18 protein-coding genes are annotated in these 24,294 nt (G+C 59.9%); 15 read left to right on the forward strand and 3 right to left on the reverse strand.

What is annotated here, in order from left to right:
* Nucleotides 1–185: 185 nt before the first annotated feature.
* On the reverse strand, nt 186–3,296 hold the full coding sequence (locus ACYZT1_RS05895) for a transglycosylase domain-containing protein (RefSeq protein WP_462018092.1): 3,111 nt from the start codon (nt 3,294–3,296) through the stop codon (nt 186–188).
* A 601-nt stretch (nt 3,297–3,897) separates the two neighbouring features.
* A complete protein-coding gene (locus ACYZT1_RS05900; RefSeq protein ID WP_462018093.1) occupies nt 3,898–4,356 on the reverse strand; it encodes an REP-associated tyrosine transposase in 459 nt (152 codons plus the stop codon).
* A 252-nt stretch (nt 4,357–4,608) separates the two neighbouring features.
* On the opposite strand from ACYZT1_RS05900, the gene ACYZT1_RS05905 reads away from it, so the two are divergent.
* Both ACYZT1_RS05905 and ACYZT1_RS05910 read left to right on the forward strand, forming a co-directional pair.
* Nucleotides 4,609–5,922, forward strand: a complete 1,314-nt coding sequence (locus ACYZT1_RS05905; protein ID WP_462015893.1) for an IS4 family transposase — start codon at nt 4,609–4,611, stop codon at nt 5,920–5,922.
* Nucleotides 5,923–6,404: 482 nt separating this feature from the next.
* Nucleotides 6,405–7,826 (forward strand): amino acid permease, encoded by a 1,422-nt coding sequence (locus ACYZT1_RS05910; protein ID WP_462018094.1) that lies wholly within the window; start codon nt 6,405–6,407, stop codon nt 7,824–7,826.
* Nucleotides 7,827–8,015: 189 nt separating this feature from the next.
* On the opposite strand, the gene ACYZT1_RS05915 is transcribed toward ACYZT1_RS05910, so the two are convergent.
* The gene (locus ACYZT1_RS05915) at nt 8,016–9,641 is read right to left on the reverse strand and encodes a glucan biosynthesis protein D (RefSeq protein ID WP_462018095.1); all 1,626 of its coding nucleotides are present in this window, start codon (nt 9,639–9,641) and stop codon (nt 8,016–8,018) included.
* Nucleotides 9,642–10,054: 413 nt separating this feature from the next.
* On the opposite strand from ACYZT1_RS05915, the gene ACYZT1_RS05920 reads away from it, so the two are divergent.
* The 13 genes from ACYZT1_RS05920 to ACYZT1_RS05980 all read left to right on the forward strand — a co-directional run bounded on the left by ACYZT1_RS05920 (nt 10,055) and on the right by ACYZT1_RS05980 (nt 24,273).
* Nucleotides 10,055–10,240, forward strand: a complete 186-nt coding sequence (locus ACYZT1_RS05920; RefSeq protein ID WP_462018096.1) for a hypothetical protein — start codon at nt 10,055–10,057, stop codon at nt 10,238–10,240.
* Between the two features lie 224 nt (nt 10,241–10,464).
* Nucleotides 10,465–11,187, forward strand: coding sequence for a tellurite resistance TerB family protein (locus ACYZT1_RS05925; RefSeq protein ID WP_462018097.1), 723 nt, complete (start codon nt 10,465–10,467; stop codon nt 11,185–11,187).
* A gap of 221 nt (nt 11,188–11,408) precedes the next feature.
* The gene (locus ACYZT1_RS05930) at nt 11,409–13,031 is read left to right on the forward strand and encodes a methyl-accepting chemotaxis protein (protein WP_462018098.1); all 1,623 of its coding nucleotides are present in this window, start codon (nt 11,409–11,411) and stop codon (nt 13,029–13,031) included.
* A complete protein-coding gene (locus ACYZT1_RS05935; RefSeq protein WP_462018099.1) occupies nt 13,031–13,567 on the forward strand; it encodes a chemotaxis protein CheW in 537 nt (178 codons plus the stop codon). Before ACYZT1_RS05930 ends, ACYZT1_RS05935 begins: the two co-directional genes overlap by 1 nt.
* Nucleotides 13,564–14,844 carry a CheR family methyltransferase gene (locus ACYZT1_RS05940; protein ID WP_462018100.1) on the forward strand — a complete coding sequence of 427 codons (1,281 nt, stop codon included), beginning with the start codon at nt 13,564–13,566 and terminating at the stop codon, nt 14,842–14,844. Before ACYZT1_RS05935 ends, ACYZT1_RS05940 begins: the two co-directional genes overlap by 4 nt.
* Nucleotides 14,841–15,524: a chemotaxis protein CheW gene (locus ACYZT1_RS05945; protein WP_462018101.1), complete on the forward strand. Its 684-nt coding sequence runs from the start codon at nt 14,841–14,843 to the stop codon at nt 15,522–15,524. Before ACYZT1_RS05940 ends, ACYZT1_RS05945 begins: the two co-directional genes overlap by 4 nt.
* Nucleotides 15,521–17,815 carry a response regulator gene (locus tag ACYZT1_RS05950; RefSeq protein WP_462018102.1) on the forward strand — a complete coding sequence of 765 codons (2,295 nt, stop codon included), beginning with the start codon at nt 15,521–15,523 and terminating at the stop codon, nt 17,813–17,815. The genes ACYZT1_RS05945 and ACYZT1_RS05950 overlap by 4 nt, the downstream gene beginning before the upstream one ends.
* Complete coding sequence (cheB, locus tag ACYZT1_RS05955) at nt 17,812–18,822, forward strand: chemotaxis-specific protein-glutamate methyltransferase CheB (protein ID WP_462018103.1); 1,011 nt, start codon at nt 17,812–17,814, stop codon at nt 18,820–18,822. Before ACYZT1_RS05950 ends, cheB begins: the two co-directional genes overlap by 4 nt.
* Before the next feature lie 48 nt (nt 18,823–18,870).
* Entirely contained in the window at nt 18,871–19,872 is a 1,002-nt protein-coding gene (locus tag ACYZT1_RS05960; RefSeq protein ID WP_462018104.1) for a diguanylate cyclase domain-containing protein, read from the forward strand.
* 166 nt (nt 19,873–20,038) lie between these two features.
* Nucleotides 20,039–21,134 (forward strand): peptide chain release factor 2 gene (gene prfB, locus ACYZT1_RS05965; protein ID WP_102593528.1). Its coding sequence is split into 2 segments (ribosomal slippage): nt 20,039–20,110 and nt 20,112–21,134, totalling 1,095 coding nucleotides; the frame shifts between segments, so codons are not numbered across the junction.
* 113 nt (nt 21,135–21,247) lie between these two features.
* Nucleotides 21,248–22,750: a lysine--tRNA ligase gene (gene lysS / locus ACYZT1_RS05970; protein WP_462018105.1), complete on the forward strand. Its 1,503-nt coding sequence runs from the start codon at nt 21,248–21,250 to the stop codon at nt 22,748–22,750.
* A gap of 107 nt (nt 22,751–22,857) precedes the next feature.
* A complete protein-coding gene (locus ACYZT1_RS05975) occupies nt 22,858–23,559 on the forward strand; it encodes a TetR/AcrR family transcriptional regulator (protein ID WP_462018106.1) in 702 nt (233 codons plus the stop codon).
* A 159-nt stretch (nt 23,560–23,718) separates the two neighbouring features.
* On the forward strand, nt 23,719–24,273 hold the full coding sequence (locus ACYZT1_RS05980) for a hypothetical protein (RefSeq protein ID WP_462018107.1): 555 nt from the start codon (nt 23,719–23,721) through the stop codon (nt 24,271–24,273).
* Nucleotides 24,274–24,294: the final 21 nt, after the last annotated feature.

The raw sequence follows: 24,294 nt of genomic DNA on the forward strand, positions 1-24,294 counted from the left end.
ATTATCTTGCGTGTTGGAAAGATAAGTAGCCTATCTCGTCAAACTTAAATAAACAGTCGGAATTCCTCGGCAGTCATCACGCGCTTATAAGGCGCAATACGTTTGATTTTGAATATAAGCTATACATAATTATGTCCCGCTGGCCGCTGGTTAAAGCTATGGCTCGGTACGGGTGTCCAGCGGCATTAACGTCTTGCCACATCGACCGGCAGGCATTGAGTAAGAGTGCCCGGTTGCAAATACGGCGTCAGAATCGGCGCCATGCCCTTGAGCACCTGCACCGGCAATGCCGACGTGAATTTGAAGGTTTCCGCAGAGCGCCCCGGCACAAACGCGGTCATGGTGCCGAAGTGGCTGTCGCCGATGAAAAACACGAACGTCGCCGTGCGGTTGATCGATTTCGAACTGAGGATTCGACCACCCGAACCCACCGCTTCAATGCGGTTGTCGCCGGTGCCGGTTTTGCCGCCCATGCCCAACGGTTTGCCATCGGACGTGATAAAGCTGCCAGACACACGTTTCGCCGTGCCGGCATCCACCACCTGCGACAACGCTTCGCGCATGGCGGTGGCGACTTCGGACGGCATCACCCGTTTGCCGACGTCCGGGTCATTGATCAGTCTGGTTTCATACGGCGTGTTCGCCGCGAAGTGCAGGGTGTCGATGCGCAGGGTCGGCATGCGCACGCCGTCATTGAGAATAGTGCCGATCAGTTCAGCGAGGGCCGCCGGGCGATCACCCGAACTGCCGATGGCAGTGGCCAATGACGGCACCAGGTGGTCGAACGGATAGCCGACTTTCTGCCAGCGCTGATGGATGTCGAGGAAGGCTTCGATCTCCAGCATGGTGCGGATGCGGCTGTCGCGGGCACCCTTGTGCCGACTCTTGAACAGCCAGCTGTAGACTTCCTGACGTTCGAAATGGCTGGCTTTGACCACCTGGCTGAACTTGGCATCGGGGTTGTTCAGCAGGTAGCCAATCAACCACAGGTCCAGCGGGTGGACCTTGGCGATGAAGCCTTGATCGGGCAGGTCATAGGCACCGGGGCTGTAGTTCGCATAAAGCCGCTCGAGGCGTTCGTCGGTGAGCTTCTCGGTGAGCTTGGCGCCTTTGAGGTGCGAGCGCACGAAGGTGTTGAAACTTTCCTGACTCGCCTGAGGCAATAAATAGCGATGCACCGCCGCCAGGCGAATCGGGGTCGGCCGCATGCCGTCGAGGAAAGTATCGAGCCGCGCCTGGGTGCTCTTGTTCTTGTACTTTTTCCAGAATTTGAGCAGGAACGAGGTGCCTTCGCGGTCGGCGAACGAAGCGAGGTATTCCTGACGGCGCGGGTTGCGATCATCCTTGAGCAATTCGGCACTGTTGCCGGGGCCGGAGTAAGTGGTGTAACGCACAATGTCGCGCATCAGCCGAATGAACGGCAGGTTGATCGATTCGCGCAGGGCATCGCGCAGGGTCGGCAGGCGACCGTTGTCTTCCTTGCGAAAGTTGACGAAGGTGTGCAGACCGCCGCCGGTGAAGAAAGCCTCGCCGGGGCTTGCCGAGTATTTGCGATCCAGCGCGGCACCGAGCATGGCCTGCAGATTGCGATCCTTGTTTTGAATCAGGTAATCCACAGCCCAGCGGCTGAGGCGATCCTGATCCGGGACATCGACTTTCTTCAAATCGGGAATGGTCATGTCTGCATACTTTTCATGCAGCTCGGCGATGATTTGCAGGTAGGTGGTCATCACGCGCATTTTCGCGGTAGAGCCCAATTCCAGTTTGCTGCCTTCATTGATGTCAAACGGTTGATCGGTGCTGTCGGTCTGCACCCGTACCCGCGCGCCGTCCGGAGTACGCTCGAACAGCGTGAAGCTGTAACGCACCTGGGCGGTGCTGGTAGGCGTAAGCAAACGTTCGCCCATCAGACCGATCTGCGTGGCGAATGCCGGGTCGGCCAGTTGCTTGAGGTAATCCGTCGCCCGGGTTTGCAGTTCGCCTTGCAGGGTGCTGGTGGCCGAAAGATCGAGACGGTCGAGATCGTACAACGGGCGATTGAGCAGTCCGGCCAGACGACTGCGCGCCACGCTGATGCCTTTGTTGGTTTCGATGGGCTGAATGGTCGGTTGAGTCGCCCAGTCACGGTAGATCACTTTGCTGGCCAGTGACGCCGCGGCGAGGGGGGCGTCGATGATGCCGTTCTGGGCGAGCAAACGGATATGGCTGTCGGTGAGGCTGGCCAATTCTTCACGACCCTTGGTCAAGTAGTGCGAAGGGCGGCGCTGGGCAATCATCAGCGAGAGCATTTCGCGCAGGGCCAGGCCTTTGTCGGCCATGGCTTTGGGGTCAGTGTCCGGACTGGCCAGACGCTCATTGGCCTGTTTGAAGTCGGCGCCGTACCAGACGCGCAAACCCTCGGCCATGCCATGTACTTCACCGTGGCCTGGCACGGCGGACAACGGCACGCTATTGAGGTAGTCACGAACGACATTTTGCCGCGCCACCAGGGTGTCCGGGCCGTCCTGATAGGCGCGTACGGTGGCAGAAAACATCTGCCGCAATTTCTCCGCGCCGGACACGGTCAGGCCATCGGGCGAGTGTCGATATTTTTCAAGTTGTGTGGCCAGGGTACTGCCGCCGGCCGACTGACCGGGCAGGTGCAACAGCTTGGCGACTTGCGACCACGCCGCCATGCCGAAACGCGGCCAGTCCACTGCGGGGTTGGCCTGGGGTTGCCCGGGATCGAGCAGGAAGCGGTTCTCGATAAACAGCAGACTTTTTACCACGACCGGCGGGATCGCGTTGAAGTCCGAGTAAAGCTGTTGTGGGTAGTGATACTGATACAGCGGGGCCGCCCGGCAATCGGTGATCGACAAACCGGCCTGGATTTTCTCGGCGTAGGGCACGAAAAAGCCATTGTCGTTGTAATCCATCAGCGCTTGCGAGAAACGTGTCTGGGCTGAGATGACGTAGTCGCGCTTGAGCAGGCGCGGCAGGAATTCGTCCATCGAGCTGTAGCCCAGACGCAAATCGAACGGTCCGGCGCCGGGATAGCGAATGGCGTCGCTTGGGCCGGGCTGCATGTCATAGGTCAGGGAGGCGGCGAATTTGCTGATTTCCCGGGACTGAAACCGGGCGGTGCGCATTTCCTTGGCAGCCGCCAGCCCCACGACAATTGTGATAATCACCAGCAACAACCAGAACGCGCCCCAGCCGTGCCGGGAACGACCAGGTTTTTCAGGTAAAGGCGCTTCATCCACTCGTTCAGTCGGAACCACAGTTTTACTCGAATCGGTTTGCCACAAAGCGCCCATAGTCGACTGATCCATTCACGCAGATTGATCGGACTTGTTTGAAGCTTAGCCGGTGGTTGGGGTTGGTGAAAAAATTGTGAAGGGGGGGGTTATGGATCCACAGAGTCTGGGGCCGGTCATCGTGGCCTGAGAGCTTTTGTGGCTTTTGTGGCTTTGTGGCTTTGTGGCTTTTGTGGCTTTGTGGCTTTTGTGGCTTTTGTGGCTCTGTGGCTTTTGTGGCTTTTGTGGCTTTGTGGCTCTGTGGCTTTGTGGCTTTGTGGCTTTGTGGCTTTGTGGCTTTGTGGCTTTGTGGCTTTGTGGCTTTGTGGCTTTGTGGCTTTGTGGCTTTTGTGGCTTTTGTGGCTTTGTGGCTCTGTGGCTTTGTGGCTTTTGTGGCTTGCCTGTGGCGAGGGGGCTTGCCCCCGCTGGGCGGCGAAGCCGCCCCAAAACCAGCTTCGCGGTGTATCAGGTATAACCGGGTGCGCAGGTTTTTACGACTGCTGCGCAGCCGAACGGGGGCAAGCCCCCTCGCCACAGGCAAGCCCCCTCCACAGGCAAGCCCCTAACCACAGGCAAGCCCCCTAGCCACAGGGTTTCCAGCCAGCCAGTCGCTTGTTGGACGCTACAGCCAGCAGGCATCCCATAACGGATAATCGCCGATTTTCTCCACCAACCCTGCGCGGAGTGGGTTGGCAATGATGTAACGAGCGAAAGGCAGAAGTTCTTCCCCGTCGCGAATTGCACGGTCGTGATAGCCGGCTTGCCAGAGCGGGCCAGATCGACCGGTCATTTTATTCACCGCTTGAGTGCAACGTGATTTGGTCGAGCCGATAACGTTGGGTAGATCGCTGTCCCGCAGTTGTATCAACCAATGGAAATGATCGGGCATCACCACCCAAGCGATTGAGTCCAGGTATCCCTCGTCCTGAGCCCGCCGAAACTCTGCTACCAGCAGGCGTCCCACTCGCCAGTCGGAGAATATGGGGTGGCGTTTGTGAATAACGGCGGTAATGAGATACGCACGGCCCTTTTCTGACAATCGTCCATGGCGTAAGAGGTGTGAATTTGGTCGGGGATGCATTCCTTTGCTCCAGAGCTATTTATCTCAACTCACCCTAGCCGGCCTCCGACCTACGCGTAGCTGCAAATCCTGAGTGAAATTTCCCTGATGCCAGCAGGAAAATCTGCAATGGAGGTTTCTTGTGGCTAGGGGGTTGCCTGTGGCAAGGGGCTTTTGTGGCGAGAGGGCTTGCCCTAATGCCAGTCAGTTAAGGAATTGACTTGCCCGCCCAGCAGTAATAGAAACGGGTTTATGTTTTTATGAGTCCGCTTCATGTCCCTGCAAAACGCCCTTCAAGAAGTTACCAAACTCAATCCGATCTCTTTCGAACGCTTCGCGCAATTGATCGATCCCCTGTGGATCGAGCAAGCGCTGGCTTCGACCGGAACTGTTTCCCTGCGCCGCAGACGCCTGCCGGCCGAGCGCATTGTCTGGTTGGTGGTGGGGTTGGCCTTGTTCAAGAACGAGCCGATTTGGCTCATCGTGCAGCAGCTGGGACTGGCTTTGGGCGAAGCAAAGGTGCCTGTGCCTAGCGCCGCAGTCCAGGCCCGGCAACGGCTTGGATCAGAGCCTCTGGCGGCACTGTTTAAGCAATTGGCAGAGTCATGGGGCGGTGCTGAGCAGCCAGCTTCGGCTGGCTTTTTAGGGTTACGCAGCTTTGCGGTAGACGGCGTGGTGTGGTCTACCCCCGACACACCGGAAAACCGCCAAGCCTTCGGTGGCGGGCGGACTCACTCGGGAGACGGAGCCTGGCCACAAGTGCGCGGTGTTTGCCTGATGGATACCTATAGTCACTTGATTCGGGACGCCTGTTTTGGCGAGTTTTCGGTCGGCGAACTTCGCCATGCCAAAGGTCTTGAGAAATCGGTAAGCGATCACTCGGTGACGATTTTTGACCGTGCCTACTACTCGGCAGCGCTCTTGCTTGACTGGCAGCAAAGCGGAACCGAACGGCACTGGCTCATGCGGGCACGCAAACCGCTTAAATACGAGGTGATCAAAGAGTTGGGCGCCGGTGATTGGCTTGTGCGACTGACTGTTTCCAGAGATGCACTCAAGCAACGTCCCGACCTTCCTAGCCATTGGCAGGCACGACTGATTGAGTACTCGATAGACGACAAACCCCGCCGCTATCTCACCTCGTTGATCGATGCCGAACGTTACCCTGCCCATCAGGTGGCAGGGCACTACAACGAACGCTGGGAAATCGAATTGGGTTACCGCGAGATCAAGCAAAACCTGCTCAAAGGAGAGCAATTGCGCAGTAAACAGCCTGATCTGGTGCGCCAAGAACTGTGGGGAGCTCTGCTGGCCTACAACCTGATCCGCCAGGAGATGCGCTTGATGGCTGAAGAAATAAAGGTGGTACCACAACGTTTGAGCTTTCTCTGGTTGGCTCAAGCGGTCAGCAACGCGCTGCGTTTCTGCCCGCTTGAAACGCCAGGTACGATCCCTAAACGACTGGCAGAGCTGAGAGTCCAGGCTCAACACTTCATGCTACCTGCCAGACGACAGCGAAGTTACCCAAGGGTGGTCAAGCCTAGACCAGTCAAATATCCCAAAAAGAAGGCTGGAGGGCTTAACTGACTGGCATTAGGGCTTGCCCCCGCTGGGCGGCGAAACTACCCCAAAACCAGCTTCGCGGTGTATCAGGTTTAACCGAGTGCGCAGGTTTTACGACTGCTTCGCAGCCGAACGGGGGCAAGCCCCCTCGCCACAGGCAGGCCCCCTCGCCACAACAGCGTTCTCGGCCCAGGTGGATATGACGATGCACCAATGCTGTGCAATAATCCGCGCCGTTTCACCTGCGAAAAGTCCTACGCGTCACAAGTGATGTTCCTCCCTAACCTGCCGTTTTGCCGAGTGTTCTCGCTGAATGTTGCGGTTTATAGAGGGAAAAAGCCTGCACGAAGCTTTTTATACTGCACGCCCCGCTGATCTTGAAGGTTTTGTCCTGCAAGACGGTCCTGCCCACGAAGCAGGCCCGGTTTCACACAGGCAAACGGCTTATCGGCCTGCACCTGAACACTCGGTGGTCATATCCAATAACAAGACGAGGTTGTACCCCTATGCCAGTTGGCAATCATTTGCCCCATGGCGAGACCGCTCAGGGCGGCCCGCTCAAACGCGAACTCGGCGAACGGCATATTCGCTTGATGGCGCTCGGTGCCTGTATCGGTGTCGGTCTGTTCCTCGGTTCGGCCAAGGCCATCGAAATGGCCGGCCCGGCGATCATGCTGTCCTACATCATCGGCGGTCTGGCGATCCTGGTGATCATGCGCGCCCTCGGCGAAATGGCCGTGCACAACCCGGTCGCCGGTTCGTTCAGCCGTTACGCCCAGGATTACCTCGGCCCGTTGGCCGGTTTCCTCACCGGTTGGAACTATTGGTTCCTGTGGCTGGTGACCTGCGTGGCCGAGATCACTGCGGTCGCGGTGTACATGGGCGTCTGGTTCCCCGAGGTGCCGCGCTGGATCTGGGCACTTGCCGCGCTGATCAGCATGGGCTCGATCAACCTGATCGCGGTAAAGGCTTTCGGTGAATTTGAATTCTGGTTCGCCCTGATCAAGATCATCACCATCATTGCGATGGTCATCGGCGGTGTCGGCGTGATCGCGTTCGGCTTCGGCAACGACGGCGTTGCCTTGGGGATTTCCAATCTCTGGGCCCACGGCGGCTTCATGCCCAACGGCGTGCAAGGCGTGTTGATGTCGCTGCAAATGGTCATGTTCGCCTACCTCGGCGTCGAGATGATCGGCCTCACCGCCGGCGAAGCGAAGAACCCGCAGAAAACCATTCCGAATGCGATCGGCTCGGTGTTCTGGCGGATTCTGTTGTTCTACGTCGGTGCGTTGTTCGTGATTCTGTCGATCTACCCATGGAATGAAATCGGCACCTCCGGCAGCCCATTCGTGATGACGTTCGAACGTCTGGGCATCAAGACCGCCGCCGGCATCATCAACTTTGTGGTGATCACGGCTGCACTGTCGTCCTGCAACGGCGGTATTTTCAGCACCGGGCGCATGCTTTACAGCCTGGCGCAAAATGGCCAGGCCCCGGCCGGTTTTGCCACGACTTCAAGCAATGGCGTGCCGCGTCGAGCCCTGCTGCTGTCAATTGCCGCCTTGCTGCTGGGCGTGCTGCTGAATTATCTGGTGCCTGAGAAGGTGTTCGTCTGGGTGACCGCGATTGCAACCTTCGGCGCGATCTGGACCTGGGCGATGATCCTGCTGGCCCAGCTGAAATTCCGCAAAGGCCTGAGCGCCAGCGAACGTGCCGGGCTCAAATACAGGATGTGGCTGTACCCGGTCAGCTCGTACCTGGCATTGGCGTTCCTGGTGTTGGTGGTTGGCCTGATGGCGTACTTCCCGGATACCCGCGTGGCGCTGTATGTCGGCCCTGCGTTCCTGGTGTTGCTGACGGTGTTGTTCTACGTCTTCAAGTTGCACCCGACCCATGTGGCGCAAGGCGCAGTGCGTTCGGCTTCGTAAGTTTCCACCGTTGAAATGCAAAAGCCCCGGTCGGTGTGACCGGGGCTTTTGTGTTTCTGGGGAAGGTTTGGTGTCTGAACCGGCCCCATCGCGAGCAAGCTCGCTCCCACATCAGCTGCATTTGGATAACGCAGGTGAAGTGGGAGCGAGCTTGCTCGCGAAGAGGCCGATTCAGCCGACCATCAGCCCTCAGGTGTACTTACGCTTGTCCGGCGCCGGCGGGAAATACTGGTACAGCCAGGTTTCGCTCAACGTTCGGTCATTGGTGCGAATGAACAACCGCAGTTCCACCGGCTCGACGCTGTCACTCGTCGGGTACCAGTCGAACAGAATCCGGTAGCCCTTGATGTCATCGAGCACCAACACGCTGAAATCCTTCACCTCGCCGTGGGAGCAGGTGACCACCGGTTCAATGCCCGTACCCTGGGGCAGGCGGTCCAGACCACCGCCATTGAAATCGACGGCAAAGCGGCGCGCCCAGACCGGTGGATAATGCTCGCCCGGTGCCCAACCTTCCACGAAACCGCCCATGCCGGACCGGGTAGCGTTAACCCGGGCGAGCGGTGTGCTGACCGGCGGCAAGGCGCTCCAGTACAACTTGTATCCGTAGTTCAGGGAATCCCCGGCCGCGACCGGTTTCTTCGGCGTCCAGAACGCGACGATGTTGTCCATCGTCTCGCCGGTTGTAGGAATTTCCAACAGATCGATGGAGCCTTCACCCCACGCGGTGGTAGGTTCTACCCACAGGCTTGGCCGCTTGCTGTACCAATCGACGGTGTCTTGATAGCTGGCGAATTCGTGATCGGTCTGCACCAGACCAAAACCTTTCGGGTCGGTGTCGGCGAAAGCGTTGAATTGCAGGGTGGCCGGGTTGTTCAGCGGGCGGCAGATCCACTCGCCGTTGCCACGCCACATCGCCAGGCGATCCGAATCGTGAATCTGCGGGTGAATCGTGTCACACATGCGCCGCTCGTGGGTGCCGCAACTGAACATGCTGGTCATCGGCGCGATGCCCAATTGTTCGATCGCGGTCCGCGCATTGATGTGCGCGTCGATGGCCATGACCACCTGACTGGCCTGGCAATCGATGTCGAAACGGTAAGCGCCGGTCGCACTCGGCGAGTCGAGCAGGGCATACACGACAAATCGGGTGCTGTCCTTGGCCGGAGTCTCGAACCAGAACTTGGTGAAGTCGGGAAATTCCTCGCGCTTTTTCGCGTACGTGTCGATCGCCAGACCACGGGCCGACAGGCCGTATTGGCCAGTGGCATCTACCGCGCGGAAATAACTCGCGCCAAGGAACGACAGCACGTCATGCCGATCCAGCTCGGGGGCCTTGAACAGCTTGAACCCGGCAAAACCCAGATCACCCTTGAGCTGCGTGGTGTCGACCGTGGTTTTTTCATAATTGAACAATGAAGGGCGGAAGTGCACTTCGCGCGACTGGCGCGTCTTCGGGTCGACACTGTACATGCGCACCGGCTGTTTGAAGCCCATGCCGACATGGAAAAACTGCACATCCAGCTGGCCTTTCAGATCCTTCCAAAGCGAATGATTGCCGTCGTAGCGGATCGCATTGAAGTTCTGCGGCGTCATGGTCGCCAGCGTAGGCGGCAGCACCTGCTTGGTGTCCAGATAGCGCTTGCCGGCAAGCTCCCTGGCCTGGGATTTGAGCGTTTCAAAGTCGAATGCCTGCGCCTCGCCATCGGCAGTTTTATCACCGGCCCAGGCGCGGGCAGCGAGCAGACCGGAGGCGGACAAACCGGTGTAGGCAGCAATGGCCATGGAAGCTTTGAGCAAATTCCTGCGGTGCATAAGTACAACCTGTCGTGAACAATCCCGCGCCGTTCCTGGCACGTGCTGGATCAGAAATGGAGGTTCGGACATGCCTTCGGCCAAACGCAACGGACTTTAAACAGATGCAAAATAGCTTAAACCGTTCGCTCGCGGAGCAAAATTGATTGATGGCGTGGCGATGGCGCGACTCTGAAACACGGCATTTTTGGGTAACGTTTCTGACAGCCTCTTCTGATTTTGAGGGCATTTCTGCTTTTCTCGACTAATTACTCTAAAAACCCCTTCTCAGCACCGCAATAGTTCCTATTCTATGGGCATGACCGGTTTCTGCCCTCAGGCCGGTGGGGTTCAGTTGGCACGAGGTCGCTGCTGAAAAATGGAAGGGCGATGCGGGTTGGAAGTCATCTTTAACGGATAGAAGGACATCGTCCATGTCGAAAGTACAAGGCATCACCCAGATGTTAGGAATGTTCCCCTGCCTGGCGAGCGCTCGCCGAAGGCGCCGGCTGAATTCGGAGGAAATGAAGCTGCTTGAGCGCTATCGCGAGTTATCGGAGAGCGACCAGATAGCGATGCGCTATCTGGTGGACGCGATGCGCAGTGTTTCGCGTTTTTGAGGCGTAGAGGGTACTGGCCGGGACGAGCGTCGCGGCCAGGACTGCGAGAGCGGAGAGGATTGCGGCATCAGACAGTTTCACCGACCGCGCGATGGGGCTGACCCCACTTTTGGTATTCATCAAAAGGTGAGCAACATCTGGAAGCACTCTCACCCGCAACGTTAGGGCACTTCGCACTAGGCTGGTGGCCTGATGATCCAGTTACCTTTCGTGGAGACAGCAAAATGAATACGCGTGGATTGCTCGATCAACTACTTAAATCCGGCCAGGATATGTTGCAAAACAAGGCTGGTGGCACGCAGAACAAAGCTTCCAGCGGTGGCCTGGGCGGATTGCTCGGTGGCGCTGGCGGTTCCGGTGGCTTGGGCGGATTACTGTCCGGTGCGGGCGGCGGAGCGTTGTCGGCCGGGGCAATCGGCCTGCTGCTGGGTAACAAAAAGGCGCGCAAGATGGGCGGCAAGGTCGCCGTCTACGGCGGCCTCGCGGCGTTGGGCGTTATCGCCTACAAGGCTTACGGCAACTGGCAGGCCCAGCAAGGCAACGTGTCGAAGATCGAGCCGCAAACCGTCGACCGTCTGCCGCCCGCTCAGGTCGAACAGCACAGTCAGGCCATTCTCAAAGCGCTGGTCGCGGCGGCCAAGGCCGATGGTCACGTCGATGAGCGCGAGCGCGAATTGATCGAAGGCGAGTTCACCAAACTCGACAACGACCAGGAGTTGAAGCAATGGCTCCACGCCGAGCTGAACAAACCGCTCGACCCGACCGACGTCGCCCGCGCCGCCAGCACCCCGGAAATGGCTGCAGAAATGTACATCGCCAGCGTGATGCTGGTGGATGAAGAGAACTTCATGGAGAAGTCCTATCTGGACGAGCTGGCGCGGCAGTTGAAGCTCGAGCCGGGGTTGAAGGCCGAACTGGAGAAGCAGGTACGCCAGGCTTCCGTGTAAACCTTGAAACCGCTATCGCGAGCAAGCTTTGCTCCTACGGGTTGTGTCGGTCCTGTGGGAGCGAGCTTGCTCGCAACGGCGCCATTGGCCTCGATACAAAACTCGCTGGGCCAGCCCCAACATTTGCGCCAAAGATGAGACCTGCCCCACATCCGTGTCAAATTTGAAACACCGCCCTCGGCTATACTCCCCGACATTTGAAACGGCCCCGAGGACTGACTGTGAAGAACTGGACGTTGCGCCAACGGATATTGGCGAGCTTTGCGGTGATCATCGCCATAATGCTGCTGATGGTTGTCGTGTCTTATTCGCGGCTGTTGGAGATTGAAGAAAGCGAAGCCAGCGTTCGTGAAGACGCGTTGCCGGGGTTGTATTACAGCTCGATGATTCGCAGCGCCTGGGTCGACACTTACCTGCGTACCCAGGAAATGCTCGGGTTGAAGGAAGGGCAGGGGTTCAGTGCCGAACAAGCCGAAAACTTCAAAGGTTTTGCCCTGCGTGTGCAAGAGCAGATGGCCAATTATCAGCGCACGGTGACCACCGAAGAAGACAGGGTCGAATACGCGGTCTTCGAAAAACTCCACGGGGAATACAACAAGGTCCTCAGCTCCGTGCTGGACCTGCGCAAGCAGAATCAGGAAGCCGAGGCGATCAAACTGTTCAATGAGCAGCTCACTCCCGCCTGGATCGCCGGGCGCATGAAACTCAATGACATCATCCGCGAAAACAAAGCGGTGGCCGATCATGATGTGGCGGCCATCGACAGTGCGGTGATCACCGCCAAAATCGTCTTGGGCATCTCTCTGCTGGTTGCAGTTCTGGCCGCTGGTCTGTGTGGCCTGCTGCTTATGCGCGCGATCATGGCGCCGATGACCCGCATTGTGCAGATCCTCGAAATCATGCGCACCGGCGACCTCAGCGGTCGCTTGAATCTGGACCGCAAGGACGAATTCGGCGCGGTCGAAACCGGCTTCAACGACATGATGGCCGAGCTGACGTCGCTGGTTTCCCAAGCGCAGCGCTCGTCGGTTCAGGTCACCACCTCCGTCACCGAAATCGCGGCCACCTCCAGACAGCAACAGGCCACCGCCACCGAAACCGCCGCCACCACCACGGAAATCGGCGCGACCTCTCGTGAGATCGCCGCGACTTCCCGCGACCTGGTGCGCACCATGACTGAAGTTTCCACCGCCGCCGATCAGGCGTCGGTCGCCGCCGGCTCCGGGCAGCAAGGCCTGGCGCGGATGGAAGAAACCATGCACTCGGTGATGGGCGCCGCGGACCTGGTCAACGCCAAGCTGGCGATCCTCAACGAGAAGGCTGGCAACATCAATCAGGTGGTGGTGACCATCGTCAAGGTCGCCGACCAGACCAATCTGTTGTCGCTGAACGCCGCCATCGAAGCCGAGAAGGCCGGTGAATACGGGCGCGGTTTTGCCGTGGTCGCCACTGAAGTGCGACGGCTGGCCGATCAGACCGCCGTCGCCACTTACGACATCGAACAAATGGTGCGCGAGATTCAGTCGGCGGTGTCGGCCGGGGTGATGGGCATGGACAAGTTCTCCGAAGAAGTACGTCGTGGCATGTCCGAAGTGCAGCAGGTCGGCGAGCAGTTGTCGCAGATCATCCACCAGGTCCAGGCGCTGGCGCCGCGGGTGTTGATGGTCAACGAAGGCATGCAGGCCCAAGCCACCGGTGCCGAACAGATCAATCACGCGCTGGTGCAGTTGGGCGATGCCAGCAGCCAGACGGTCGAATCCTTGCGTCAGGCCAGTTTCGCCATCGACGAATTGAGCCAGGTCGCCACAGGGCTGCGTGGCGGCGTCTCGCGATTCAAAGTCTGATGGACGAAATCACCGTCAAGCGCAGTGCAGTGAAGCCGGCGTGGCAGGTCTTGTTTCTGCTGTTTCGTATCGGCAGCGAACGCTATGCGTTGCCAGCGACCGAGGTCGCGGAAGTGTTGCCGCGGTTACCGCTGAAACCGATCGCCCATGCGCCGAATTGGGTCGCCGGGGTGTTCGCCTACCGCGGCGCTGTCGTGCCGGTGATCGATCTGTGCGCACTGACTTTCGGCCAGCCGGCGCAGGCCCGCACCAGCACGCGTCTGGTGCTGGTTCATTACCGCCCGGACCCGACCGGCAATACGCAATTGCTCGGGCTGATTCTTGAACAGGCCACCGACACGTTGCGCTGCAATCCTGTGGAATTTCAGCCTTATGGCCTAGACAACCGCCAGGCGCGTTACCTCGGTCCGGTGCGTGAAGATGCGCACGGGCTGCTGCAATGGGTGCGGGTTGCCGACCTGCTGGACGATCAGGTTCGCGGGCTGCTGTTCCCTGCGCCGCCACGGGATCGCGCGTCGTTCGAGGATCGCCCATGAGCAGCGATCGACGTTTTTTCGATTTCCTTAAAGAGCGCATCGGCCTTGACGTGACGTCGGTCGGCTCGGCGATCATCGAACGCGCCGTGCGGCAGCGCACGACCGCGTCGAACGTGCAAACGGCGGATGAGTACTGGCACACGCTGCAGGGTTCGTCAGACGAACAGCAAGCGTTGATCGAGGCAGTGATCGTTCCAGAAACGTGGTTTTTCCGTTACCCGGAGTCGTTCGTCACGCTGACGAAACTGGCGACCACGCGACTTGAGGCCATCAACCACCTGCGCGCCCTGCGGATCCTCAGCCTGCCGTGCTCCACCGGCGAAGAACCTTATTCCATCGCGATGGCGTTGCTCGATGCCGGTTTCAAACCGCATCAGTTCAAGGTCGACGGCATGGACGTCAGCGCGTTGTCGGTAGAAAAAGCCCGTCGAGCGCTGTACGGCAAGAATTCATTTCGCGGTCAGGACCTGAGCTTTCGCGAACGCTACTTCAGCGCAGAGAGTGACGGCTATCGGCTCAGCGAACGGGTGCTGGAGCAAGTGCGATTGCAGGTCGGCAACCTGCTTGATCCGGCCTTGCCGGGCAGCGAGCCGCCGTATGACTTTGTGTTTTGCCGCAACCTGCTGATCTATTTCGATCAGCCGACCCAGCAGCAAGTGTTCGAAGTGCTCAAGCGCCTGACCCATGTCGACGGCGTGCTGTTCATCGGTCCGGCGGAGGGCAGTTTGCTGGGGCTTCTGGGCATGCGCTCGATCGGCATCGCGCAGTCCTTTGCCTTTAGCCGCCAGCGCGCACCCGAACCTGCTGCGGCGTTTGTTCCGACGCCGCTGCCGCTGCGCCAACTGTTACCGGCAAAACCGTTCGCCAGCCGCGCGTCGCTGCCCGTGCGCCGCCCCTTCGCGCCGGTGACGCCGCTGCCGCTGTCGCTGGCGCTGGCGAAAAAAACCGCCAACCCGGACGCCGCCTCGCTGCTGACCCACATCGCCGCGCTGGCCAACGAAGGCAAAACTGCCGATGCCCGCGCGGCGTGCGAGCAATACCTGCGCAGTCACGAACCGGTGGCCCAGGTGTTTTACTGGCTGGGACTGCTCAGCGATGTCGCCGGCAGCGCTCTCCAGGCGCAGGGCTTTTATCGCAAGGCTTTGTACCTCGACCCGCAACATGGCGAAGCATTGATGCAGCTGGCTGCATTGTTGCAATCCCGGGGAGACACGGCCGGAGCCCGACGATTGCAAGAGCGCGCCGCGCGCACCGACGATAGCGAGCGTAAACGATGACTGCCGCCGACAGCTTCAGCCTGATTCATGAAGACGCCCAAGCCATCGACGATTGCTGGAACCGCATCGGCATTCACGGCGACAAATCCTGCCCGCTGCTGGCCCAGCACATTCATTGCCGCAATTGCGCGGTGTACGCCGCAGCGGCCACGCGCCTGCTCGATCGCTATGCATTGCAGCAGGAGGATCGCGGGCCGATTTGCGTCGAACTGGAACGCGACGTCAAAACCCGTTCACTGTTGATGTTCCGCCTCGGTGAAGAATGGCTCGCCCTGGCCACCCGCAGCCTGGTCGAAGTGGCGCCACTGCAAGCCATTCACTCGCTGCCGCATCAGCGCTCGCGGGCCTTGCTCGGCGTGGCGAACGTGCGCGGCGCGCTGGTGGCGTGCCTGTCTTTAGTGGATCTGCTGGGGCTGGATGGCGCGAGCAGCGCGCCCGGCGGCGCACGCGTGATGCCGCGCATGCTGATCATCGCCGCGCCAGGTGGGCCGGTGGTGGTGCCGGTGGACGAGGTGGATGGCATTCACGCCATCGACGAACGGGTGCTCGACGCGGCGTCCCGCTCGGGCAGCCACGCCACTGCCAAATTCACCCGGGGCGTGTTGTCATTCAAGGGGCGCAGCCTGCGCTGGCTGGATGAAGAGCATCTGTTGTCCGCGGTGACCCGGAGCCTCACATGACCCCCGAGCAAATGCGCGACGCCTCGTTGTTCGAGCTGTTCAGCCTGGAAGCCGAGGCCCAGACCCAGGTGCTCAGTGCTGGCCTGTTGGCGCTGGAACGCGACCCGACCCAGGCCACTCATCTCGAATCGTGCATGCGCGCAGCCCATTCGCTCAAGGGCGCGGCGCGGATCGTCGGGGTGGAGGCCGGGGTCAGCGTTGCCCATGTGATGGAAGATTGTCTGGTCAGCGCGCAGGAGGGGCGCTTGTATCTGCGGCCCGAGTACATCGACGCGTTGCTGCAAGGCACCGATCTGTTGATGCGCATCGCCACGCCGGGCAGTGCGCCGACGCCTGCAGACCTCGAAAGCTATGGGGTGCTGATGGCGAAGTTGCTGGACCCGTTAGCGCTGGCGGCCCCGATCAGTACGCCGATCGCGCCTTTTATTGACGAACCGCAAGAGGCGTTGATCCAGGTGCCGGTGCCAGTGGTCGAGCCGCCGACTATCGCCCCAGTCATTGCCGCCGATCCTGCGCGAAAAACCAGACGCACCACCGAAAACGGCGAACGTGTGTTGCGCGTCACAGCCGAGCGTTTGAACAGCCTGCTCGATCTGTCAAGCAAGTCGCTGGTGGAAACCCTGCGGCTCAAACCGCACCTGGCGACCATGCAGCGTTTGAAGCGCATGCAGGGCAACGGCCTGCGCGCATTGGAAAATCTCAACGTGCAGCTCAAGGAAGTTGCCTTGAGTCTGGAAGCCCGGGAAGCCCTCGACGCTGCCCGTCGCTTGCTGGCCGAATCCCAGCAGTTGCTGGCGCAAAAGAATGCCGAGCTGGATGAGTTTGCCTGGCAGGCCAGCCAGCGTGCGCAGGTGCTCTATGACACGGCGCTGGCGTGTCGCATGCGGCCGTTTGCCGATGTGTTGAGTGGCCAGGTGCGCATGGTTCGCGACCTCGGCCGCAGCCTGGGCAAACAGGTGCGCCTGGAAATCGAGGGCGAGAAAACCCAGGTTGATCGCGACGTCCTCGAAAAACTCGAAGCGCCGCTTACGCACCTGCTGCGCAACGCGGTGGACCACGGCATCGAATCTCCCGAGCAACGACTACTGGCCGGCAAACCCGCCGAGGGCGTCATTCGCCTGCGCGCCTCTCATCAGGCGGGCCTGCTGGTGCTGGAGCTAAGCGATGACGGCCAGGGTGTCGATCTGGAGAACGTGCGCCGCAGCGTCATCGATCGACAGCTATCTCCGGCCGAGACCGCCGCGCAGTTGAGCGAAGAAGAACTGCTGACGTTTCTGTTTCTGCCGGGTTTCAGCCTGCGCGACAAGGTCACCGAAGTGTCCGGACGCGGCGTCGGCCTGGATGCGGTTCAGCACATGGTTCGGCAATTGCGCGGCGCGGTGGTGCTGGAACAGACGGCGGGCGAGGGCAGTCGTTTTCATCTCGAGGTGCCGCTGACGCTGTCGGTGGTGCGCAGTCTGGTGGTGGAAGTCGGCGACGAGGCGTACGCCTTTCCGCTGGCGCACATCGAACGGATGTGCGATCTCGAACCGGCGGACATTGTTCAGGTCGAGGGCCGTCAGCATTTCTGGCATGAAGGCCGGCATGTCGGGCTGGTCGCCGCGAGCCAACTGCTGCAGCGCCCGACGAGCCAGCACGGTCAGCCTACGCTCAAGGTGGTGGTGATCCGCGAGCGCGAGGCGATTTACGGCGTTGCGGTCGAGCGTTTCGTTGGCGAACGCACGCTGGTGGTCTTGCCGTTGGACGAACGTCTGGGCAAAGTGCAGGACATCGCCGCCGGCGCGTTACTTGACGACGGCTCGGTGGTGCTGATCGTCGATGTCGAAGACATGCTGCGATCGGTCGACAAGCTGCTCAATACCGGGCGTCTGGAGCGGATCGCACGGCACGGCAACCAAGTGGCGCAAGTCGCGCGCAAACGGATTCTGGTGGTGGACGATTCGCTGACCGTGCGCGAATTGCAGCGCAAGCTGTTGCTCAATCGCGGTTATGACGTGGCCGTCGCGGTGGACGGTATGGATGGCTGGAACGCGCTGCGTTCGGAGGATTTCGATCTGTTGATCACCGACATTGACATGCCACGCATGGACGGTATCGAACTGGTATCACTGTTGCGCCGCGACAATCGACTGCAATCGCTGCCGGTGATGGTGGTGTCCTACAAAGACCGCGAGGAAGATCGTCGGCGTGGACTGGACGCCGGCGCCGACTATTATCTGGCCAAAGCCAGTTTTCATGACGACGCCCTGCTCGATGCAGTGGTTGAGCTCATCGGAGAAGCGCGCCCATGAAAATCGCCATCGTCAACGACATGCCCATGGCGGTTGAGGCCTTGCGCCGCGCCCTGGCATTCGAGCCGGCGCACGAAGTGGTCTGGGTCGCTGCCGATGGCGCCGAGGCCGTGCAGCGTTGCGCCGGGTTCACCCCCGACCTGATCCTGATGGACCTGATCATGCCGGTCATGGACGGCATCGAAGCGACGCGGCGCATCATGGCCGAGTCCCCGTGCGCCATCGTCATTGTCACTGTCGACCGTCAGCAGAACGTGCACCGGGTGTTCGAGGCCATGGGCCACGGCGCGCTGGATGTGGTTGACACCCCGGCACTGGGCGTTGGCAATGCTCAGGAAGCTGCCGCGCCGTTGTTGCGCAAAATCATGAACATCGGCTGGCTGATCGGCGACCGTACCCAGCGCGAGCGACCCGCGCCGAGCCCGCTGCGCAGTTGCGCTTCGCGCCAGCGCCTGATTGCCATCGGCTCGTCCGCTGGCGGGCCGGCGGCGCTGGAAGTGCTGCTCAAGGGGCTGCCACGGAATTTTTCCGCCGCCATTATACTGGTGCAGCATGTCGATCAGGTGTTCGCGGCCGGCATGGCCGAATGGCTCGCCAGCGTCAGCGGCCTCAACGTGCGTCTTGCGCAGGAGGGCGAACCGCCGCAGCCCGGCACCGTTTTGCTGGCCGGCACCAATCACCACATCCGCCTGTTGAAAAACGGCACACTGGCCTATACCGCCGAGCCGGTTAACGAGGTCTACAGGCCATCGATCGACGTTTTTTTCGAAAGCGTGGCCAGTTACTGGAATGGCGATGCCGTCGGCGTGTTGCTCACAGGTATGGGCCGCGATGGTGCGCAGGGTCTTAAACTCATGCGCCAACAGGGTTGCCTGACCCTCGCTCAGGATCAGCAAAGCAGCGCGGTGTACGGCATGCCGAAAGCGGCTGCGGCCATCGACGCCGCCATGGAGATTCACCCGCTGGACAAGATCGCACCACGATTGCTGGAGATTCTCGGCCAATGACGACCCCCGGCAGCAATCCTGGTCCAAGCATCTCTCAGGTGACCGCACATGAATGATTTACAACTCGATGGCATCAAGACTGACGAGAACGCCGCCATGGTGTTGCTGGTGGACGATCAGGCCATGATCGGCGAAGCGGTGCGCCGCGGGTTGGCGAGCGAAGCCAATATCGATTTCCATTTCTGCGCTGATCCCCACCAGGCGGTGGCGCAGGCGATTCGTATCAAGCCGACGGTGATCCTGCAGGACCTGGTGATGCCCGGCCTCGATGGCCTGAGCCTGGTGCGCGAGTACCGCAATCACCCGGCGACCAAAGACATTCCGATCATTGTCCTGTCGACCAAGGAAGATCCGCTGATCAAAAGCGCCGCGTTTTCGGCCGGGGCCAACGATTATCTGGTCAAGTTGCCGGACAACATCGAACTGGTGGCGCGTATCCGTTATCACTCGCGCTCCTACATGACCCTTCTGCAGCGCGATGCGGCCTACCGGGCGTTGCGGGTCAGCCAGCAGCAGTTGCTCGACACCAATCTGGTGCTGCAACGCTTGATGAACTCCGATGGCCTGACCGGATTGTCGAACCGCCGGCATTTCGACGAATACCTGGAGCTTGAGTGGCGCCGCGCGTTGCGCGACCAGAGTCAGTTGTCGTTGTTGATGATCGACGTGGACTATTTCAAATCCTACAACGACAGTTTTGGTCACCTCGAAGGCGATGAAGCGTTGCGTACCGTGGCGACGGCCATTCGCGACGCTAGCGCGCGGCCGTCGGACTTGCCGGCGCGTTACGGGGGCGAAGAATTTGCGCTGGTCTTGCCCAATACTTCGCCCGGCGGTGCGCGACTGGTGGCCGAAAAGCTGCGCCAGTCGGTGGCCGCGCTGAAGATTGCGCATATCGCGCCGATCGAAGGATCGAGCCTGACCATCAGCATCGGCCTCTCCACGATAGTCCCGCAACAGGGCAGCGACTGCCGGCAGTTGATTTCGGCGGCGGACAAGGGGTTGTATCTGGCCAAGCATAACGGGCGCAATCAGGTGGGTATCGCGTAACGCCCAGCCACAGGACTACTGCGCACCCCCTCACCACAGGTTTGGTGCATTCCCGCTCACCACAGCGTTTTTAAGTTGCTCGTCAGCCGCCAGGCGGGCTGCCGTGGCAACCTGATTACGGTATACTCGCCGGCTTTCAAAAGTTCGCAAACGAGTGCTGCCCGCCATGGAAATCAACCCGATCCTTAACAGTATCAAGGACCTGTCCGAGCGCTCCGAAACTATTCGGGGGTATCTTTGACTACGATCAAAAGCATGAGCGTCTGACTGAAGTCAATCGCGAGCTTGAAGATCCGGCTGTCTGGAATAACCCCTCGTACGCTCAGGAACTGGGCCGCGAGCGGTCGCTGCTGGCACAGATCGTCGAAACCCTCGACGAAATGCACAGCGGTCTGGCCGATGCCAAAGATTTGCTGCTGATGTCCGCCGAAGAAGAAGACCAGGCTGCCGTCGATGACGTCGCTGCCGAAGTCGAACGTCTGCGCGAGTCGCTGGAAAAACTCGAATTCCGGCGCATGTTCAGCGGCGAGATGGACGCCAACAACGCCTACCTGGACATCCAGGCCGGCTCGGGTGGCACCGAGGCTCAAGACTGGGCCAACATCCTGTTGCGCATGTACTTGCGCTGGGCTGACAAACGCGGTTTCGACGCGACCATCATGGAGCTGTCCGCCGGTGAAGTGGCCGGGATCAAGGGCGCTACCGTGCACATCAAGGGCGAATACGCCTTTGGCTGGCTGCGTACCGAAATCGGCGTGCACCGTCTGGTGCGCAAGAGTCCGTTCGACTCCGGCAACCGTCGGCACACCTCGTTCTCGGCTGTGTTCGTGTCGCCGGAAATCGATGACAACATCGAAATCGACATCAACCCGTCGGACCTGCGCATTGACACCTACCGCTCCTCCGGTGCCGGTGGTCAGCACGTAAACACCACCGACTCGGCCGTACGTATCACCCACGTACCGACCAACACCGTGGTCAGCTGCCAGAACGAACGCTCCCAGCACGCCAACAAAGACACCGCGATGAAAATGTTGCGGGCGCGCTTGTACGAGCAGGAAGTGCAGAAACGCAACGCCGCCTCGCAAGCGCTGGAAGACACCAAGTCGGACATCGGCTGGGGTCACCAGATTCGCTCGTACGTCCTCGATGCGTCGCGGATCAAGGATCTGCGCACCAACATCGAACGCAGCGACTGCGACAAGGTGCTCGACGGCGATATCGACGAATACCTGGTAGCGAGCCTGAAACAAGGGCTGTAAGACATGCGACACGGAACCGGCTGACACAGCGCGATCCCCTGTAGGAGCCAGCTTGCTGGCGATCCCCGGCCGCAGGCCGGGGGCAACGAACCCGTGATGGAATATCTAAAGACATGAGCGACCTAGAACTCGACCCGCAAGCCCTGCAACAGGAAGAAAACTCCCTGATCGCCCTGCGCAAGGAAAAGCTGGCTGCCGAGCGCGCCAAGGGCAATGCCTTCCCGAACGACTTCCGCCGCGACAACTACTGCGAAGAACTGCAGAAACAGTACGCGGACAAGACCAAGGAAGAGCTCGCAGAAGCTGCAATCCCGGTCAAGGTCGCCGGTCGTCTGATGCTCAACCGTGGCTCGTTCATGGTGATCCAGGACATGTCCGGGCGCATTCAGGTTTACGTCAATCGTAAAACCCTGTCCGAAGAAACCCTCGCCGCCGTGAAAACCTGGGACCTGGGCGACATCATTGCAGCCGTTGGCACCTTGGCGCGGTCCGGCAAGGGCGACCTGTACGTTGAAATGACCAACGTGCGCTTGCTGACCAAATCCCTGCGCCCGCTGCCGGACAAGCATCACGGGCTGTCCGATACCGAGCAGCGCTATCGCCAGCGGTACGTTGACCTGATCGTCAACGAAGACGTGCGCCAGACCTTCCGCGTACGCTCGCAAGTGATCGCGCACATCCGCAGCTTCCTGATGCAGCGCGACTTCCTCGAAGTCGAAACGCCGATGCTGCAGACCATCCCGGGTGGCGCGGCAGCCAAGCCGTTCGAGACTCACCACAACGCGCTGGACATGGAAATGTTCCTGCGTATCGCGCCGGAACTGTACCTCAAGCGTCTGGTTGTCGGTGGCTTCGAGAAAGTGTTCGAGATCAACCGCAACTTCCGCAACGAAGGCGTTTCGACTCGTCACAACCCTGAATTCACCATGTTGGAGTTCTATCAGGCATACGCCGATTACGAAGACAACATGGACCTCACCGAAGAACTGTTCCGTGAACTGGCGCAGCGGGTACTGGGCAGCACCGACGTGCCATACGGCGACAAAGTGTTCCACTTCGGCGAACCGTTCGTGCGTCTGTCGGTGTTCGACTCGATCCTCAAGTACAACCCCGAGCTGAGCGCTGACGACCTGACCGACATCGACAAGGCTCGCGCCATCGCCAGGAAGGCCGGCGCCAAGGTGCTGGGTTTCGAAGGTCTGGGCAAATTGCAGGTGATGATTTTCGAAGAGCTGGTCGAGCACAAACTCGAGCAGCCGCACTTCATCACCCAGTACCCGTTCGAAGTGTCGCCGCTGGCGCGCCGCAACGACGAGAACCCCAACGTTACCGATCGCTTCGAACTGTTCATCGGCGGCCGTGAAATCGCCAACGCCTACTCCGAGTTGAACGACGCGGAAGACCAGGCAGAACGTTTCATGGCGCAGGTGGCCGACAAGGATGCCGGTGATGACGAAGCCATGCATTACGACGCCGACTTCGTCCGTGCACTTGAATACGGCATGCCGCCAACGGCCGGAGAAGGTATCGGCATCGACCGTCTGGTGATGCTGCTGACCAACTCCCCGTCGATTCGCGACGTGATCCTGTTCCCGCACATGCGGCCGCAAGCGTAAACGAAAGCCGCCGCTTGAAAGGCGGCTTTTTTTTGGATTTGGGGAGGCGGCAGCTACAAGCTACAAGCCGACTCCCCCGCTTTAACTTGCAGCCTGGAGCTTATAACTTGCAGCTTCTTTCCTCCAACATTGCCATTGCGGTCGCTGAAAGTGTTCAGTACCAGGGTCGCAAGGCCAGCCGACAGGGCAGCGAGCAGCGGCGACAGGATATTCTTGATGCTGCGATGCGCATTGTCGTGCGTGATGGCGTGCGCGCCGTGCGCCATCGCGCGGTGGCTGCCGAGGCCGGTGTGCCGTTGTCGGCCACCACTTACTATTTCAAGGATATCGATGACCTGCTCACCGATACCTTCGCTCAATACGTGGAGCGCAGCGCGGCCTACATGGCCAGGTTGTGGGTGAACAACGAAGGCCTGCTGCGCGAGATGGTGGTCAGCGGTGACGGCAGCCCGGAGTCGCGCTCGCGACTGGCGGACGACATGGCGGGGCTGATGGCGGACTATGTGCATCGGCAACTGATCAATCGGCGCGAGCACTTGATGGCCGAACAGGCTTTCCGTCAGGAAGCGCTGTTGAACCCGCGGCTGGCCCAACTGGTGCGGTCGCATCAGCAGATTTTGCTTCAAGGCACCTGCCAGCTTTTGCATGTGTTGGGTTCTCGTGAACCACAACAGGATGCCAAGGTGTTGACGGCGATAATCGGTCGGATGGAATATCAGGGCTTGCTCAACGACGCCGAGCCCGTGGCCGAAGCAGAAATGCTCGGCATCCTCACGCGCTATATGCATCTGGTGCTGGCATCGGTATGAGTCTCGGGTTAGACGCTCAACCCTGTGGGAGCGAGCTTGCTCGCGATGACGGTTTAACATTCGACAGAGATGTCGCCTGACATTCCGCTATCGCGAGCAAGCTCGCTCCCACAGGTGCGGTGTTCATTTGAGGACGCAGCTATTTCATAGGAGTGTTTAATGAAAACCTGGCGTGTCGCTGTGATCGCCCTGTCGTTCCTGCTGCTCAGCGGCTGTCTGGTGACGTTCCGCGAACCGCTGCCCGCCAGCGACCCCGCGCCGAAAGGTTTGCTCGGCAAATGGACCAGCACAAACGCCTGGGGCGAGCCGATGAACCTGGAGCTGACGCGCACCGGCGGCAATCGCTACCAGGCGGTCAGTTATTTCAAAGCCAGACCCAAAGAACGCGAAGCTTATCCTTTCACTGTGTCACGCCACGGCAATCGCTGGTATTTGTCGGCAAAGGTGCCGGCGCAGTTCGGCGGGCGCTTCACGATTGCCGGTTTCGAACTCACCGACAAGCAGGAACTGGTGGTCTACAACCTCGACCTCGAGCAGATCAATCAGGCCATGGGGCAGAAAGTCCTCAGCGGCGAAGGCTTTCAGACCGACGACGGCGAGGGTGTGCTGGTCAACACCTCGATGGATCAGGTTTTCGCCTACCTCGACAACCCGGCCAATTCCGATGTGTTCGTTGAAGCCGCGCGCTATCAGCGTCAGACCAAAGCCAAATAACAGTATTTCTACAGGAGTATC

Source organism: Pseudomonas sp. PB3P13 (assembly GCF_054897735.1).

Bases quoted from the DNA above. Each gene is read 5' to 3' on its own strand.
- ACYZT1_RS05895 (WP_462018092.1), bottom strand. From the start codon at position 3,296: ATGGGCGCTTTGTGGCAAACCGATTCGAGTAAAACTGTGGTTCCGACT.
- ACYZT1_RS05900 (WP_462018093.1), bottom strand. From the start codon at position 4,356: ATGCATCCCCGACCAAATTCACACCTCTTACGCCATGGACGATTGTCA.
- ACYZT1_RS05905 (WP_462015893.1), top strand. From the start codon at position 4,609: ATGTCCCTGCAAAACGCCCTTCAAGAAGTTACCAAACTCAATCCGATC.
- ACYZT1_RS05910 (WP_462018094.1), top strand. From the start codon at position 6,405: ATGCCAGTTGGCAATCATTTGCCCCATGGCGAGACCGCTCAGGGCGGC.
- ACYZT1_RS05915 (WP_462018095.1), bottom strand. From the start codon at position 9,641: ATGCACCGCAGGAATTTGCTCAAAGCTTCCATGGCCATTGCTGCCTAC.
- ACYZT1_RS05920 (WP_462018096.1), top strand. From the start codon at position 10,055: ATGTCGAAAGTACAAGGCATCACCCAGATGTTAGGAATGTTCCCCTGC.
- ACYZT1_RS05925 (WP_462018097.1), top strand. From the start codon at position 10,465: ATGAATACGCGTGGATTGCTCGATCAACTACTTAAATCCGGCCAGGAT.
- ACYZT1_RS05935 (WP_462018099.1), top strand. From the start codon at position 13,031: ATGGACGAAATCACCGTCAAGCGCAGTGCAGTGAAGCCGGCGTGGCAG.
- ACYZT1_RS05940 (WP_462018100.1), top strand. From the start codon at position 13,564: ATGAGCAGCGATCGACGTTTTTTCGATTTCCTTAAAGAGCGCATCGGC.
- ACYZT1_RS05945 (WP_462018101.1), top strand. From the start codon at position 14,841: ATGACTGCCGCCGACAGCTTCAGCCTGATTCATGAAGACGCCCAAGCC.
- ACYZT1_RS05950 (WP_462018102.1), top strand. From the start codon at position 15,521: ATGACCCCCGAGCAAATGCGCGACGCCTCGTTGTTCGAGCTGTTCAGC.
- cheB (WP_462018103.1), top strand. From the start codon at position 17,812: ATGAAAATCGCCATCGTCAACGACATGCCCATGGCGGTTGAGGCCTTG.
- ACYZT1_RS05960 (WP_462018104.1), top strand. From the start codon at position 18,871: ATGAATGATTTACAACTCGATGGCATCAAGACTGACGAGAACGCCGCC.
- lysS (WP_462018105.1), top strand. From the start codon at position 21,248: ATGAGCGACCTAGAACTCGACCCGCAAGCCCTGCAACAGGAAGAAAAC.
- ACYZT1_RS05980 (WP_462018107.1), top strand. From the start codon at position 23,719: ATGAAAACCTGGCGTGTCGCTGTGATCGCCCTGTCGTTCCTGCTGCTC.